This window comes from Natronocella acetinitrilica (genome assembly GCF_024170285.1).
Taxonomy (GTDB): Bacteria; Pseudomonadota; Gammaproteobacteria; order Nitrococcales; family Aquisalimonadaceae; genus Natronocella; species Natronocella acetinitrilica.
Genome location: NZ_JALJXV010000008.1, coordinates 226,891 through 242,593 on the forward strand (window position 1 = coordinate 226,891; position 15,703 = coordinate 242,593).

The 15,703-nt window shown below is 62.9% G+C and carries 15 protein-coding genes; 7 read left to right on the top strand and 8 right to left on the bottom strand.

Annotation, left to right across the window (positions count from 1 at the left end; all coding sequences use genetic code 11):
- Positions 1-23: 23 nt before the first annotated feature.
- Both J2T57_RS16715 and ppsA read right to left on the bottom strand, forming a co-directional pair.
- Entirely contained in the window at positions 24-1,520 is a 1,497-nt protein-coding gene (locus J2T57_RS16715; protein ID WP_253481506.1) for an FAD-linked oxidase C-terminal domain-containing protein, read from the bottom strand.
- A gap of 87 nt (positions 1,521-1,607) precedes the next feature.
- Positions 1,608-3,992, bottom strand: a complete 2,385-nt coding sequence (ppsA, locus tag J2T57_RS16720) for a phosphoenolpyruvate synthase (protein WP_253481975.1) — start codon at positions 3,990-3,992, stop codon at positions 1,608-1,610.
- 291 nt (positions 3,993-4,283) lie between these two features.
- Between ppsA and ppsR the strand changes: the two genes are divergently transcribed.
- The 3 genes from ppsR to J2T57_RS16735 are packed head-to-tail and all read left to right on the top strand — an operon-like array spanning position 4,284 to position 6,119.
- Positions 4,284-5,114 (top strand): posphoenolpyruvate synthetase regulatory kinase/phosphorylase PpsR, encoded by an 831-nt coding sequence (ppsR, locus tag J2T57_RS16725; RefSeq protein WP_253481508.1) that lies wholly within the window; start codon positions 4,284-4,286, stop codon positions 5,112-5,114.
- A gap of 52 nt (positions 5,115-5,166) precedes the next feature.
- Positions 5,167-5,652, top strand: a complete 486-nt coding sequence (locus J2T57_RS16730; RefSeq protein WP_253481510.1) for a DUF1249 domain-containing protein — start codon at positions 5,167-5,169, stop codon at positions 5,650-5,652.
- Complete coding sequence (locus J2T57_RS16735) at positions 5,649-6,119, top strand: Rrf2 family transcriptional regulator (RefSeq protein WP_253481512.1); 471 nt, start codon at positions 5,649-5,651, stop codon at positions 6,117-6,119. The genes J2T57_RS16730 and J2T57_RS16735 overlap by 4 nt, the downstream gene beginning before the upstream one ends.
- Positions 6,120-6,128: 9 nt before the next feature.
- On the opposite strand, the gene J2T57_RS16740 is transcribed toward J2T57_RS16735, so the two are convergent.
- From J2T57_RS16740 to J2T57_RS16765, 6 genes are all read right to left on the bottom strand, one after another.
- Complete coding sequence (locus tag J2T57_RS16740; protein ID WP_253481514.1) at positions 6,129-6,869, bottom strand: glycerophosphodiester phosphodiesterase family protein; 741 nt, start codon at positions 6,867-6,869, stop codon at positions 6,129-6,131.
- A gap of 47 nt (positions 6,870-6,916) precedes the next feature.
- Positions 6,917-8,869, bottom strand: coding sequence for a transglutaminase TgpA family protein (locus tag J2T57_RS16745; RefSeq protein ID WP_253481516.1), 1,953 nt, complete (start codon positions 8,867-8,869; stop codon positions 6,917-6,919).
- Positions 8,866-9,825 carry a DUF58 domain-containing protein gene (locus tag J2T57_RS16750; RefSeq protein ID WP_253481518.1) on the bottom strand — a complete coding sequence of 320 codons (960 nt, stop codon included), beginning with the start codon at positions 9,823-9,825 and terminating at the stop codon, positions 8,866-8,868. Before J2T57_RS16750 ends, J2T57_RS16745 begins: the two co-directional genes overlap by 4 nt.
- Positions 9,825-10,775 (bottom strand): AAA family ATPase, encoded by a 951-nt coding sequence (locus J2T57_RS16755; RefSeq protein WP_253481520.1) that lies wholly within the window; start codon positions 10,773-10,775, stop codon positions 9,825-9,827. The genes J2T57_RS16750 and J2T57_RS16755 overlap by 1 nt, the downstream gene beginning before the upstream one ends.
- 19 nt (positions 10,776-10,794) lie before the next feature.
- On the bottom strand, positions 10,795-11,595 hold the full coding sequence (locus J2T57_RS16760) for a response regulator (RefSeq protein WP_253481522.1): 801 nt from the start codon (positions 11,593-11,595) through the stop codon (positions 10,795-10,797).
- 128 nt (positions 11,596-11,723) lie between these two features.
- A complete protein-coding gene (locus J2T57_RS16765) occupies positions 11,724-12,281 on the bottom strand; it encodes an NUDIX hydrolase (protein ID WP_253481524.1) in 558 nt (185 codons plus the stop codon).
- Between the two features lie 97 nt (positions 12,282-12,378).
- Here J2T57_RS16765 and J2T57_RS16770 point away from each other — a divergent pair, with 97 nt between their 5' ends.
- From J2T57_RS16770 to J2T57_RS16785, 4 genes are all read left to right on the top strand, one after another.
- A complete protein-coding gene (locus tag J2T57_RS16770) occupies positions 12,379-13,344 on the top strand; it encodes a 2-hydroxyacid dehydrogenase (RefSeq protein WP_253481526.1) in 966 nt (321 codons plus the stop codon).
- 113 nt (positions 13,345-13,457) lie between these two features.
- The gene (locus tag J2T57_RS16775; protein ID WP_253481529.1) at positions 13,458-14,051 is read left to right on the top strand and encodes a CoA pyrophosphatase; all 594 of its coding nucleotides are present in this window, start codon (positions 13,458-13,460) and stop codon (positions 14,049-14,051) included.
- A gap of 25 nt (positions 14,052-14,076) precedes the next feature.
- A complete protein-coding gene (locus J2T57_RS16780) occupies positions 14,077-14,874 on the top strand; it encodes a class II glutamine amidotransferase (RefSeq protein ID WP_253481532.1) in 798 nt (265 codons plus the stop codon).
- 11 nt (positions 14,875-14,885) lie between these two features.
- On the top strand, positions 14,886-15,647 hold the full coding sequence (locus J2T57_RS16785) for a lysophospholipid acyltransferase family protein (RefSeq protein WP_253481535.1): 762 nt from the start codon (positions 14,886-14,888) through the stop codon (positions 15,645-15,647).
- Positions 15,648-15,703: the final 56 nt, after the last annotated feature.

The following is a 15,703-nucleotide window of genomic DNA, read 5'->3' on the forward strand; positions in this document are numbered from 1 at the left end:
GGAGAGGCCGACGCGAAGATCGCCTAGAACCGGGGTATGTCAGGGTGCGGCAGTTTGCCGCCGTGCACGTGCATCGCCCCGAATTCGGCGCAGCGATGCAGGGTCGGTACGGCCTTTCCGGGGTTCAGCAGCCCCGCCGGATCGAAAGCCGCCTTCATTGCGTGGAACTGTTCCAGCGCACCCTTCTCGAACTGCACGCACATCTGGTTGATCTTTTCCATGCCGACGCCGTGTTCGCCGGTGACAGTGCCGCCGACTTCAACGCAGAGTTCGAGGATCTTGCCGCCCAGCTGTTCCGTGCGATCGAATTCGCCGGGCACATTCCCATCGTAAAGCACCAGGGGGTGGAGGTTGCCATCACCGGCGTGAAACACGTTTGCGATGCGCAACTTGTATTCCTCGCTGAGTTCCTCCATTCGGCGAAGGACTTCAGCCAGCCGCTTGCGCGGAATGGTGCCGTCAATGCAGTAGTAATCCGGTGAAATTCTGCCGACAGCCGGGAAGGCGGCCTTTCGTCCCGCCCAGAAGCGGGCCTTCTCATCGGCGTTGGCAGCTACGCGGATATCATTCGCGCCATATTGCTCGAGCAGGCCGCGCACCTTGTTCAACTGGTCACCGACTTCCTCGGTGTTGCCATCGAGTTCACAAATGAGGATCGCTGCCGCGTTTACCGGGTAGTCCGCATGGACGAAGTCTTCTGCGGCGCGAATTGCCGGATTGTCCATCATCTCCAGGCCACCGGGGATGATGCCCTCGGCGATGATGCCGGCGACTGCATGGCCAGCACTGTCCACGGTGGGGAAGGCTGCGAGCAGCACTTCCTTGACCGGGGGCTGCGGCAGCAACTTCACGGTGATCTCGACGAGTACACCCAGCATGCCTTCGGAGCCGGTAACTCCCGCCAGGAGATCATAGCCCGGCGAATCGAGCGCCTCCGAGCCCAACGTTACCACGTCGCCGTCCATGGTCACGATGGTGACGGACAGCACGTTGTGAACCGTCAGGCCGTATTTCAGGCAGTGCACACCGCCGGCGTTTTCGGCGACATTGCCACCGATGCTGCAGGTGATCTGGGAAGAGGGGTCGGGGGCGTAATACAGGCCGTGGGGAGCCGCCGCTTCGGAAATGGCCAGGTTGCGCACGCCAGGCTGTACTCTGGCGATGCGCCGGGCATTGTCGACTTCGACGATGCGATTGAACTTGGCCATGCTCAGCAACACGCCCTGGGGGTGGGGCAAGGCGCCCGCCGACAGGCTGGTGCCAGCCCCCCGTGCGACCACGGGCACGCCCAGATCCCGGCAGATGGTCAGCACCGTCTGCACCTGCTCCACCGTCTCGGGAAGAGCCACGACCAGGGGCAGCTCCCGGTAGGCAGACAGGCCGTCGCATTCGAATGGACGCTTGGACTCTTCGTCCACCAGTAGACTGTCGGGTTCCAGCGCGTTGCCGAGGCGTTGTAGCAGGGCCTCCACGTCAACGGTGAAAGTGAGATCCTCACTGCGATAGACAGATGCGGCCATGCGCTTGACTCCCCGGTGAAAGAGGTGCACTGAGACTAGCACAACAGCGGAAACCGGTGAAGTGGAAACGGTTTCCAAAAACTGTCGTCAGTCGTCCGTTCCGACTTCCTGTCCGGCGAGATAGAGCCAGGTCTGGATCACCGAGTCCGGATTGAGCGAGACGCTTTCAATGCCCTCATCCATGAGCCAGCGGGCCAGCTCCGGATGGTCCGACGGACCCTGGCCGCAGATGCCCACGTACTTGCCCCGGCGACGGCAGGCCTGGATGGCCATGTGGAGCAGCGCCTTCACGGCATCGTTACGCTCATCAAACAGATGTGCGATCAGCCCGGAGTCGCGATCCAGCCCCAGGGTCAGCTGGGTCAGATCGTTGGAGCCGATGGAGAAACCGTCGAAAACGTCCAGGAACTGATCGGCGAGCAGGGCATTGGAGGGCAACTCGCACATCATGATGAGCTTGAGGTCGTTCTCGCCCCGTTTCAGGCCGTGTTCTGCAAGCAGATCCACCACCGCCTTCGCTTCGTCCACCGTGCGCACGAAGGGGATCATGATCCAGACGTTGGTCAGCCCCATGTCGTCCCGCACCTTCTTCAGCGCCTGGCACTCCAGTGCGAAGCAGTCGCGGAAGTTCTCCGAGATATACCGGGATGCGCCCCGGTAACCGAGCATGGGGTTTTCCTCATCAGGCTCGTACTGGCTTCCGCCGATGAGGTTCGCGTACTCATTCGACTTGAAGTCGGACATGCGCACGATCACCGGCTTCGGTGTGAATGCCGCTGCCAGGGTGGAGATACCTTCGGCCAGCCTGTCGACGAAGAACGAGACCGGGTCCGCGTAACCCGCGATCTGCGTGGTGATGACCTCTTTGAGGTCGTCATCCTGCCGGTCGAATTCCAGCAGCGCCTTGGGATGAATCCCGATCATCCGGTTGATGATGAACTCGAGCCGTGCCAGGCCGATGCCTTCATTGGGCAGGTTTGCGAAGTCGAAGGCCCGATCAGGGTTGCCCACATTCATCATGATCTTGAAGGGCAGGTCGGGCATATCCGCCAGACTGACTTCCTTGATCTCGAAATCCTGCTTGCCGCCGTAGATATACCCGGTGTCGCCTTCGGCACAGGAAACCGTTACGTCCTGGCCATCACGCACACGCTCGGTGGCATCACCGCATCCAACCACGGCAGGGATCCCGAGTTCCCGGGCGATGATCGCGGCGTGACAGGTGCGGCCCCCGCGGTTGGTCACGATGGCGGCAGCCCGCTTCATGATCGGCTCCCAGTCCGGGTCGGTCATGTCGGTGATGAGAACATCGCCGGGCTGCACCGTACCCATGTCCTTGTGACTGGCAATCACCCGGGCGGGGCCGGCGCCGATTCGCTGGCCGATGGCACGACCGGTGGCGAGCACGGCGCCCTGATCCTTGAGCTGGTAGCGTTGCAGGGTCTGTCCACCGTCCCGGCTTTTCACCGTCTCCGGTCGGGCCTGGAGGATGTAGAGTTTGCCGTCGCGGCCGTCCTTGCCCCACTCGATGTCCATGGGGCGGCCATAATGCTGCTCGATGATCAGCGCCTGGCGCGCCAGGTCCTGCACCTCGTTGTCGTCGAGGGAGAAGCGCTGGCTTTCCGCCGCATCGACGTCGACGGTCTGTACCGAGCGGCCGTGGCCCGCCTCATCGCTGTAGACCATCTTGATGGCCTTGCTGCCGAGGGTGCGGCGCAGGACGGCCGGACGACCAGCGGCGAGTGTGGGCTTGTGCACATAGAATTCGTCGGGGTTCACCGCGCCCTGAACGACAGTCTCTCCAAGGCCATAGGACGCCGTGATGAATACCACGTCCCGGAAGCCGGATTCGGTATCCATGGTGAACATCACGCCCGCCGCCCCGACATCGGATCGGACCATGCGCTGGATGCCGGCGGACAAGGCGACCTGGGCATGATCGAAACCCTGGTGGACCCGGTAGGAGATGGCCCGGTCGTTGAACAGCGAGGCGAACACATGCTTGACCGCCAGCAGCACATTGTCGAGGCCACGCACGTTGAGAAAGGTCTCCTGCTGCCCGGCGAAGGACGCGTCCGGCAGATCTTCCGCCGTGGCGGATGAGCGCACCGCGAAAGAGGCTTCGCCACCGGCTTCTGCCTCAAGTCTGGCGTAGGCCTCGGTGATTTCCCGTTCCAGCCGCTCGGTAAAGGGGGTATCCAGAACCATCTGGCGAATCGCGGCACCAGTGCTGGCCAGCGCGTCCACGTCGTCCACGTCCAGACCATCCAGCGCATCGCCGATACGCTTGCGCAGACCGCTCTCGTCGAGGAAGTCCCAATAGGCCGCCGCCGTGGTCGCGAAACCGCCGGGCACTGAAACGCCGGCCGCCGCGAGGTTGGAGATCATCTCACCGAGGCTGGCATTCTTGCCGCCCACCCGGTCGACATCGTTCATGCCGAGTTCATCGAACCAGATTACATAGTCCTGCAAAGCGGCGTCCCCCTGCTTGCACACTGGCATGGCATCGACTTGCGCTCCCTGGCGAGCGGGTCGTGTGGTGGAATGAGCGTCACAAAGCCCATCTGCGATCGCGGGCGTATCCTACGAAAAGACGCGCGTTACGTCACCCCCCGGATACCCCTGCACCACACCGGGTGCGGCGATCCGCAGTGGGGAAAGAACCGCACTCATTGTAACCTGTGCGCGAGACCGCAGCCGAACAGTCTGTCGTCGATGGTCGTCGGCGCTGATCCGGCATTCTCCCAGGAGCCCGCACCACGCATGAATAGCGAGACCCGTAAACGTACCGTGTTCTACATCTCGGACCGCACCGGCATCACGGCGGAAACCCTGGGCCAGAGTCTGATGACGCAGTTCGACATTGACTTCGAGCAGGTCACGCTGCCGTTCGTCGACAGTGTCGAGCGGGCGGAGAAGGTGGTGGAGCAGATCAATCGACTGGCGGTCAGCGGCGCGCCGCGACCGATCGTCTTCAGCACGGTGGTCCAGGACGATGTGCGCGAATACTTGCGCAAGAGCAGCGCGGCCTTCTTCGACTTCTTCGATGCCTTCATTGCGCCGCTGGAAAGCGAACTGGCGGTGAAGTCCTCACACGCCATCGGTCAGGCCCATGGTGTGGGCAACCGGCAGAACTACGATGTGCGCATCGACGCAATCAACTACGCCCTCAGCCACGACGACGGTGCCACAACGCGCCATTATGACCGGGCTGACATCATCATCATCGGCGTGTCGCGTACCGGCAAGACGCCGGTGTCGCTCTACCTCGCCTTGCAGTACGGCATCTTTGCAGCCAACTACCCCCTGACCGAGGACGACATCATGGAATCCGGTCTGCCGCGGTTGTTGCAGCCGTTTCGCCAGAAGCTCTATGGGCTGAGTATTGCTGCCGATCGTCTGCGCGCCATTCGTAACGAGCGGCGACCCAATTCGCGTTACGCGTCCATCCAGCAGTGTCAGCTGGAGGTCCTCCGGGCGGAAGGGCTGTTCGGCCAGAACAAGATCCCGTTTCTCAACTCGACCTCGAAGTCCATCGAGGAGATCGCCAGTACGATCATTCACGCCTTCGGCTTGCGCAGGCGGGTGCATTGACCCCTTTGCGGATTGCCGTTGAGCGGCGAGCCCTGTGCTATCATCCGCGGCTATGTTGAGCCTGCGCGATCACCCGCTACTGGACAGGATTCCGTCCAGATCCTTCGCAACCCTGATGGAGTTGTACGAGGGCAATTACATCCTCATGCGGCGTCTCGCGCCGTCCTTGCGACACCTTCAGGACAGCAACATTTCCCGGGTGGACGGGACGGTTGACCTGCATCTCAGGGTTCACGAGCGCTCGCCCTATACCACCACGGTGTCCATGACCCACTACTTCGACCTGGAGGAGGGTGCGGTGGAGCCGGATCTGCTGTTGCGGGTCTATCACGATGCCCGAGTCGCCGAGGTCATGCCGGAAACGCCGGTGGAGCGGTTCAGGCTCTGGAACGGTGACCAGCCGGACCCGCGCAGCCTGGAATGGCGTTGGGAAATGAATCGCTTCCTCAATCGCTGGTTGCGCTATTGCCTTGGGGAGGGGCATCGCTTTGCCGGATGCGAATCCCAGCTGGCCTCCGCGGCCGGGGTGCAACGATGAAGCTCTCCACCAAGGGCCGCTATGCCGTGACAGCCATCATGGATCTGGTGCTTCATGAAGGCGATGGGCCGGTGGCTCTTGCCGATATCTCCCAATCCCAGCAGATCTCCCTGTCCTACCTCGAGCAGCTGTTCGCGCGGCTTCGGCGTGCCGGCCTGGTGAGTGGAGTGCGCGGCCCGGGCGGTGGCTACAGGTTGGCCCGTCCCGCCGCGGAAATCAGCGTTGCTGCAGTCATCGAGGCGGTGGATGAGAGCCTGGATGCCACCCGCTGCAAGGGTCGTGAGAATTGCCAGGGCGGAAACCGCTGTCTGACCCACGATCTGTGGAGCGAGCTGAGTTGTCAGATCCAGAACTTCCTGGCCGGTATTTCGCTGGCGGACATGGCGCAGCGGCCTGGTGTGGTCGCCGTCGTGGCGCGCCAGGATTCCGAGCGCGATCGCGGTCGGCAGCGTCGTCTTGACGCCTGACGGAAAAGCTCAGGGCTGCGCGAGCCCCCTGCGAAGCGCGGCGGGGGTCATGGTTTCGATCCAGTTCACCCCCCTTGCGGCAAGGTCCAGTGCCTCGTCCGCATCGGTCACCTCGTAGACGGCCCAGTTCCAGCACCCGGATGGCAGGGGAGCGTTCCCCTCAGGCAGCCGTTGGCGATCGCAGAACAGGAACTCCGGAGCCAGGGTCCGTGCCCTGGCAATGGTGCCGGGATCGAATGCCGGTAATACCCAGCCCACGCGCAGGCCGTACAGACTGCCGGCAACCTGAATGGCCTCGTCGACAAAGCTGATGACCACGCGGTTATTCCCCAGGATGGCGGAATCCTCAGCCACCCGCTGCATGATCGCCGGCAGGGCATGGCGCCGCAGGGTCTCTTCCTTGATTTCGATGAAGACCAGCAGTCCGTCGTGTTTCGCCAGGAAGTGACAGGCTGTGGCGAGACTGGGGATTGGTTCGCCGAGGAATGCCTGACCGAATCGATCGGGTTCATGGGCGGAATAGGCACCGATTTCCGCCGCAGTGAGCTCTTGCACGAGCCCGGGCTGACCGGTGGTCCGCTCGAGCAGGGCATCGTGAATCACCATGGGCGTGCCGCAGGCGGCGATCTGGACGTCCAGCTCTACTGCGTCGGCGCCGGCGGCAATGGCTGCAGCAAAGGCGCTAAGGGTGTTCTCGGGGTGATCGCAGGCTGAGCCGCGATGCGCAATGATGGCTGGCGACTCTGACACACGCGAACTCCTTTCCAATGGTGGAGTGGTGGCCACATCCTGACCGATCAGCGACGCATCTGCGCAACGAGACGGCGGAGTTGTCCAAGATCGTCAGGCCGTTGCTGCCTCTCGTAGCGTAGGCGCAGGTAGGCGGCCAGGGCAAGTTGTAGCTGATCGCCGAGATCCGGCCGCTGCTGCATTGCACGCTCGGCATAGTGGCGTGGGCCTTCTCCTGCAAGCCGTGGGATACCGCTACGGGCAAGGCGGCGTTGCAGGGCGTCCCAGGCTGCAGCGGCCGGATCGGTTGGCCGGGACGGGCGGCGCCACAGTACGCTCACGGCAATGAGGAGCAGGCAGGCAATCAGCCCGGCGGCCAGGGTCAGTACCATTCTTCTGGTGCTGTCGAGCCCAAGGTGCTGCATGAGCTGCTGTTGCAGATTCGGGCCGTAGGCAAGTACCCACCGATCCCAATAGGCGTTGACAGCATCCCAGCGCAGCCCGAGCGCACGCATCATGCCGCCATCACGGCGGACCATGGTGGGCAGGGTGTCGGCTTCTGCCACGGAGTTTGCAAGCCCCAGTTCAATGCGCTCCGGCGCCACCCAGGCGGTGGGATCAACCCGGCTCCAACCGTCACCTTCGCGCCAAATTTCCACCCAGGCATGGGCGTCTGACTGGCGCACGATCATGTAATTGCCGGTGGGGTTGATTTCGCCGCCCTGGTACCCGGTAACCACCCGTGCCGGAATGCCCCCGGCGCGCATGAGCACGGCAAAGGCCGATGCGTAGTTCTCGCAGAAGCCCCGCTGTGTATCGAACAGGAATTCATCCACCGGGTCGTTGCGCAACAGGGGAGGCTGCAGCGTGTACACGAAAGGTTCTTCGCGGAAATTCTCCAGGGCACGTCGGATAAAGGCATCGCTGTCGGCGCTGTCATCCCGCCATTGCTGGGCAAGTTCGCGGGTGCGGGGATGGGCGTCCTCCGGCAGATAGCGGTAGAGGTCCGGGTCGTAGACGGACATGTCCGGATCCAGGCGATAGTTGAGATAGGATCGCGCGCGGTAGCGTATGCGCTCCCGGACCGGTGTCGCCCGGCGCAGATCATACTCGCTGCCCAACCGCACGGCCTCACTGAGTTCCACCGGCATATCCAGGGTGAAGATCCAGTCGTTGTTGTGCGGTTCCAGTGTCACCACGTAACCCACGTCCCCGCCAAGCGCCTCCAGCGGCGGCTGCACGGAATGCCGGGACTCCGGTCTCCGCCATGTGCGCCCGTCATAGGCGGGTAGTACCGGTCCACGCCAATAGCGCTGCGAGGGCGGTGGTGGCTCGTCATCAAACTCCACGCGAAAGGCCACCGCATCAGATTGGCTGAGCTGGCTGATCATCCCTGGAGTCATTTCGTCGCTGAGCCCGGTTACCCCGTGAGCGTCGTCCTCGGGCATGCCCCACAGCGGACCGGGAATGCGGGGGAAAAGCACGAACAGCAAGACCATGATGGGGATAGCCTGAAGCACCATCACGCCGCTTAGTCGCATGTGGTCGGTGCTGAGCAGTCGACTGGTGGGCCGCGTGACGGTGATCAGCAGCGCAGTCATCGCCCACACCATGGCGAGCATCCAGGCTGCCGTCAGCAGACTTTCGGAGAACAGGAAGTGGGTAACCACCAGAAAATAGCCAAGAAACAGCACCACCACGGTGTCGCGGCGGCTGCGCATTTCCAGGAGCTTGAGCCCTACAAGCAGGGTAAGTAGCGCCACACCGGCATCACGTCCGGCGATGGTCCCGTAGCTCAGTACGACTCCGCCAGCACAGAGCAGCGTCAGCAGGACCAGCAGGACCCGTGGTGGCAGACGCCAGGCGTTGCGTCCGGCCATGTACCGCCAGACCCCACAGAACACCACAATCACTGTCAGCCAAACGGGCAGATGCTGCACATGTGGGGCGGCAACAGCACCCAGGGTCACCAGTAACCAGGCAAGCACACGGTGAGGCAGGAGTTTGTCGACACTGGTCATGGCTGAAACAGCGCCAGCGCCGACAGGCAGCGATTGCGATGAGTACGGCCGTGGTCCGGTTTGAGATGGAGCCCCGGTAGCTCAAGCCCGTATCGGATACCTGCTTCCTCGGCATCCAGAATCCAGCGACACAGCCGCGACAGGCGATGCTCGGCAGCAAGACCGTCGGTGTCCGCCCAGCGCAGCCAGAGGATGCCGCCGGCGATGCCAGCGAATCGCTTGGTCTGCAGTTCCTGGCCTCGGGCAACGGTATGCCAGGCAACCTGACGCAGTGAGTCCCCGGGTTGGTAGCGGCGCAGGCTGTGGAAGTCATCGTCACCGTCGACAGTGCGTTGACCGCCGTGGGTTCCGCCGGCGGAGAAGGGTAGCGGAACCTCGCCCGCCTCGGGAGCAGGGTAGACCAGTGCTTCTGCTTCCAGGGACAGCCAGGACCACGCCGTGACCAGCCCGGTAGGGTAGCGGCTGCGAATACGAAATTCACCGGCTTTCAGGCGTCCCCGTCGGGGCGCGGCAACGGCAAGGCTCGCCGTTGCCTCGCCGCCCGCCGGAACGTCCACAGCCTGGATGTCATCGCTGGGGTGAATGACCTCCAGACCAACCCGCTGACGGCGTTCACCGTTTTGCAGTCGCAGGGGGAAGATGGCTTCCCCGCCGGCAAATACCGCCGGCGCATTGTCCATTTCGACTTCCAGGCCCAGTAGATTTCGAAAGGTATGGATCTTGGCCGACACACCAAGGCCAATCAACAGAAAACACAACAGGAAAGCCATGTTGTTGTTGTAGTTGACCGCCCCGAGCCAGATTCCGAACAGCATCAACGTGAAGACCAGGCCTGCCCGGCTGGGAAGAATGAAGATCCGGCGGTAGTGAAGACGCGCCCGCCGCCCGGTCAGGGCTAGCCGGCGGGTAAGCCAGCGCCGTCGCAGTTGATCGAGATGGCCAAGCGAGGCGGCCATCAGGGCACCGTCACCGCCTGCAATATCCGTCGCGCGTGCTCCACACCCTGTCCCGAGGCGGTCGCGTCGACAGGCTCCAGGCGGTGACCGGCCACTGCGGGGAAGACGGCCTGTATGTCCTCCGGTAGCACGGCGTCGCGACCGTCCAGCAACGTCCAGGCCCGGGCGGCCCGAAGCAGCGCCAGTCCGGCTCGCGGCGACATCCCATGGCGGAACGTGTCGCTGCGGCGGGTGTAGTTGATCAGCGCCTGGATATAGTCGATGACCGCGGGCGATGCATGTACCTCGCGCACCGCGGCCTGCATCCGCAAAAGTTCGTCGACGGACATTGCCGGCTCGATGTGATCCAGCATGATGCGGCGGTCCTGTCCCATGAGCAGATCGCGTTCGGCGTTCTGGTCCGGATAACCCATCTCGATGCGCATGAGAAAGCGATCCAGTTGGGATTCGGGAAGCGCGAAGGTGCCAAGTTGTGTTCCGGGGTTCTGGGTGGCTACCACGAAAAATGGCTCGGGCAGGCGTCTGGTCTGGCCCTCCACGGTGACCTGCCGCTCTTCCATGGCCTCGAGCAGGGCACTCTGGGTCTTTGGCGTGGCCCGGTTGACCTCGTCGGCCAGCACCATCTGGGTGAAGATCGGTCCCGGATGAAACCGGAAACCGCCTGTGTCCCGTTCATAAACGGTGGCGCCTATGATATCCGCCGGCAGCATGTCGCTGGTGAACTGCAGGCGCCGAAATTCGAGTCCGAACAGGTTGGCCAGCAGGTGTGCCAGCGTGGTCTTGCCGACGCCGGGGAGATCCTCGATCAGCAGGTGACCACCCGCCAGCATGCAGGCCACCGCCTGGCGCAGTTGCAGGCCCTTGCCCAGAATGATGCCTTCGGCCTGCGACAGGAGCTCGCTAAGGTTGTGGCGTCCAGGTCCGGGCTGGCGTCTTTGAGGTAGCTGCACTGGCAGATGCTCCTGCGGGCTAGTTGAGTAGGCGGTGCAAGATGCCGCGCACCGTGTCCATATCAAAGGGCTTGTCGCACAGCGCCGAGACGCCGGATTGTCGAATAGAACCCAGGCGGGCGCTGTCACGCTCGCAGGTCACCATCAGAACGGGGACGGTGGGGTCGGAGCCGTGGTTGCGGATGTACTCCACCAGGCGCTCGCCGTCCATTTCGGGCATGTTGTAATCGGTGACCACCAGATCAAAGCTTTGTTCCTGCAGCCGTTCCACCGCTGAGGCACCGTTGTCGGCCTCCACCAGTTGCTCGACGCCCATCTGCCCCAGGGTGTTGCGCAGAAAACGCCGTGACAGGGCGCTGTCGTCGACAATGAGTACCCGGACATCCTCGACATCGGCGTGGTCCAGCTCTAGCCGCCTTGGCTCCAGATAGCTGAGGGTGTTGTCCAGGGCTAGGCGCAGCTCGTGGGCCCGGAATGGCTTTGGCAGAATGGCCATCACGCCGGACTGGCGGATCCCTTCCAGGTTGTGGGGGTGGCGCTCGCTGGAGACCAGCATGAACGGCACGTCACCGAGCCGGGGATCGCGTCGCAGCTCGACCAGCAGGTCCGTACCGGTTCGATCGTCGAAGTACATGGCGCTTGCCACCAGGTCCGGCGGATTGATCCGCGCCCTGGTGATGGCGTCATCCACGGTGGCAGCGTCATCAATATGCGTGACGCCTGCTTCCCTCAGATGCTGGATGATGATCCTGCGCTGGGTGGAGGAGGGTTCTGCGAGCAGGATATTCAGCTCGTGCAGATTGGGAGAGAGACCTGCCATCTGGACGCGTAGACTCCTCTTCGCGTGGAATGCGTGCGATAGCAGTCTACAATGGCCGCCGACGACGAATTGAGAACCCGTTGGCGGCGCGGGATTCCCGATGACCAGTGTCGCTGCAGACTCCTTCGTCAGAGCCCTTCGTCAGGCGAAGGTGCATTGTCGTCCGGGTTCGTGAATGGCGGGAATGCGGTCAGCTCGCGGCTGGCTTGGAAGTGGGCGAGGGCCCAGTGCACGGACGGAAAGGCGATTTCCCCTTTGGGGATGTCGTCCAGGCGGAACAGGCCCACTTCCTGGGATTCAGGGCCCGGCGCCACATCCGGGGTCTGGAGCCGCGCCCGGTAGATAAGCTGGACCTGACTGATGCGTGGGATTGAGTAGATGCCCAGTAGCTGGTCGATGTCGAGCTGTGCGCGGGCTTCTTCCCAAGCTTCGCGAAGCGCCCCGGCGACGGGGGTTTCGCCAAGCTCCAGATACCCTGCGGGGAGAGTCCAGTAGCCGACGCGCGGCGGTATCGCGCGCCTGCAGAGCAGAATGCGGTCTTCCCAAGTGGCTACACTACCCACCACAATCTTCGGGTTCTCATAGGCAACGTACCCACAGTTGTCGCAGATCAGTCGCTCGCGGTCGTCGTCTGTCGGGATGCGCCGGCTGAAGCGGGTGGGATCATTGGAAGGGCTTTTCGACATGGTAGGAGTCTATGGCGCTCTGCCGCTTGCAGGCAAATCCGCCTTACAGGCGCCTCCTGAATAACAACGGGGGTAACCCCACCACTATGGAGTAGCAATGATGACTAAACCCAAGGTCCTGGTGACCCGGCGTCTACCTGACGCCGTCTGCGAACGGCTGCGTCGCGATTATGAGCCGGAGTTCAACGTCGACGATCACGTATTCGGCGCCGATGAGCTGCTGCAGCGGGCCGAGGGCATGGACGCCATCATGCCGTGTCATACGGAGCACTTTACCGAGTCGGTGTTCGACCGGCTGCCAGCCAGCGTCAAGATTATCGCCAACTTTTCCGTCGGGGTGGATCACGTGAACCTGGAGTCCGCCCGCGCAAGGGGCGTGGTGGTGACCAATACCCCCGATGTGCTCTCCGATGCCACGGCAGAGATTGCCTTGCTGCTGGCCCTGGGGGCCGCGCGCCGGGCCAGCGAAGGCGAGCGCCTGGTGCGCAGCGGTGGCTGGACGGATTGGAGCCCCGCGTTCATGGTCGGGACACAGATGACCGGCAAGCGGGTTGGTATCGTCGGCATGGGCCGCGTCGGGCGCGCCGCCGCCAGCCGATTCCGTGGCTTCGACATGACCGTGCACTACCATAACCGCCGACAGCTTGACCCGGTGGAGGAGCAGGGCGCGATCTTTCATGCGTCCCTTGATGATCTGCTGTCGGTCGCCGATTTTCTGTCACTGCATTGCCCGGCAACCCCGGAGAGCAAGGGCCTCCTGAACGCAGAGCGAATCGCCCGGCTGCCCTCGGGTGCCGTCGTCGTCAATACGGCGCGCGGAGCGCTGGTCGATGACGACGCGCTGCTGGATGCCCTGCGCTCGGGGCATGTAGCGGCTGCTGGTCTCGACGTCTTTAACGGCGAACCTGGTGGCGATCCCCGCTATCGGGAACTCGACAACGTGTTCCTGCTGCCGCATATCGGCAGTGCGACGCGTGAGACCCGGGATGCCATGGGCTTTCGTGCACTTGATAATCTTGATGCCTACTTCGCTGGCCGCGAACCAGGTGACCGCGTTGCCTGATGGCCCTCGGTGGTGCACTGGAACAACCTGTGCGCAAGTTGGGTCTGTTAACCTGATAACCGGGACATGATCGCGCCCCTTGCGGTCATGCGGTGGCTTTGATCTGGACTAGCGTGGACATCGATCTGGAACCGGAATTAAGACGACGACTGGGGTCAGCGGATCGCAATGGTCGGGTGGGTGGCATGCGTCACCTGTCACCGGACTCGCTGACTCCCTCCGCCGTCCTGGTGCCGGTTCTGCAGCGGAATGATGGATACGCGATGTTGCTGACGCGACGAAGCCAGCGCATGCGTGATCATGCCGGGCAGATCGCCTTCCCCGGCGGCCGTATGGAGGTCGATGACCGCACGTCCCGGGAAACTGCCCTCCGGGAGGCCCACGAGGAGATCGGCCTGCCGCCCCAGCGCGTGCAGATCGTCGGGCGGCTGATGCCTTACTACACGGTAACGGGCTATCTCATCCACCCCTGGGTTGGTCTGATTCGCGAGCCGCCACCCTGGCGTCCGAATGCCGCTGAAGTAGACGAGATCTTCGAGGTACCGGTGACGTTTCTTCTTGATGCACGCAATCACAGCGTGGAAACGGTGGAGCGCGACGGGCATCGGTACAAGATCTACGCAATGCCCTATGGGGGCTACCACATCTGGGGCGCGACGGCTGGCATCATTCATCAGCTCTATCAGTTGTTGCGCACGGATCTCTGACCAGTGTCCGGCTTGATATCCAATCATGTGTGAATTGCTCGGCATGAGTGCCAATGTTCCTACCGATATCTGCTTCAGCTTCACCGGGCTGATGCAGCGGGGAGGGCACACCGGGCCCCATCGTGACGGCTGGGGTATCGCCTTCTACGAGGATGGTGGCTGCAGGATGTTCCACGATCCCCGTCCCAGCGCCCAATCGGAAGTCGCGGAGCTGATCCAGCGCTACTCCATCAAGAGTTGCAATGTCATCTGCCATATCCGCCAGGCCACCCACGGCCGGGTCGCACTGGAGAACACGCATCCTTTCCAGCGGGAACTGTGGGGGCGACCCTGGACGTTCGCGCACAATGGCAAGCTCAAAGGCGTCAAGCGCCTGCCTCTGGGTCATTACCGCCCCATCGGCACCACCGACAGCGAGCACGCGTTCTGCTGGCTGCTGAGCCAGCTCCGCGATCGTCACGAGCGCCCGCCCGCGAGATCGACCACCCGCTGGCGCAGTATTGCCCGTTTGTGCCGGCAACTGGGCGAGATGGGTACCTTTAACATGCTGTTGAGTGATGGGCAGCAACTCTACGCCTACTGCAGCACGCACCTGTCATGGCTGACTCGTCGCGCTCCGTTTGGCATGGCCCAGCTGCTGGACGCCGAGGTGCAGGTGGATTTCCAGACCGTGACCACTCCCGACGACGTGGTCACGGTGATCGCCACCCAGCCGCTGACCAGCAATGAGACCTGGAACACCATCAGCCCCGGCGCACTCGTGATATTCCGGGAAGGGGAAGCGACAGAAATCGACACGCGGCAGATCCGCGCCATTCGTTAGGGAGATCAGGGATGGCGTGGTTGCTGGGTGCGCTGTGGCGGCTTGTGCGGATCGTCGATTTTCTCATATTCACCCTGGTTGCATGGCTGTTGTCCTGGCTGGCAGGACGCAATGGCTCAACCTGGTTCCGGCCGCTGTTCCGCGCCTGGTGCAGATCCTTCGTGGCCGCCCTGGGCGTTGATCTACGGCTGCATCAGCGTTATCCGGGGTGGCTGCCGCCGCAGTTCGTACTGGTATCCAATCACCCCTCGGCACTGGAGGACGTCGGCGTGCCCGCGCTGTTCGACGTGGATTCGCTGGCCAAGGGGCAGGTGGTTGATTGGTGGTGGGTGGGGCGTCTTGCCTGTGCAGCCGGAACGCTGTTCGTCGATCGCGACGACGCCGATAGCCGGCAGCGCGCGGTAGAAGACATGGTTGCCCGGCTGGATTCCGGGCGGAGTATCGCGGTTTATCCCGAGGGTGGCTGCAAGGGGCGACGTGTGCAGCCACGTTTCCACCTGGGCGCCTTCGAGGCCAGCATGCGAACCGGTGTGCCCATCTTGCCTGTGCTGCTGCACTACGAGGCGCAAGCCGATTTCGAATGGCAGGGCCAGCCCCTGCTGTTGAAGATCTGGCAGATTGCCAGCAGCCGCAACCGCACGGCGCATATCCATGTGTTTGCGCCCATGCAGCCTGGTGACTACAAAGACGCACGGCAGTTTCGGGATGCCGTGCACGCCAGGTATATGGAATGGCAGGCGCGCTTTCTGGATCAAGCAGACAATGGTGTATAAAGGCCCGATCGCGCGCGTCGAATATCAGCAGGCAAGTGATTGTTTCCCATGCGATG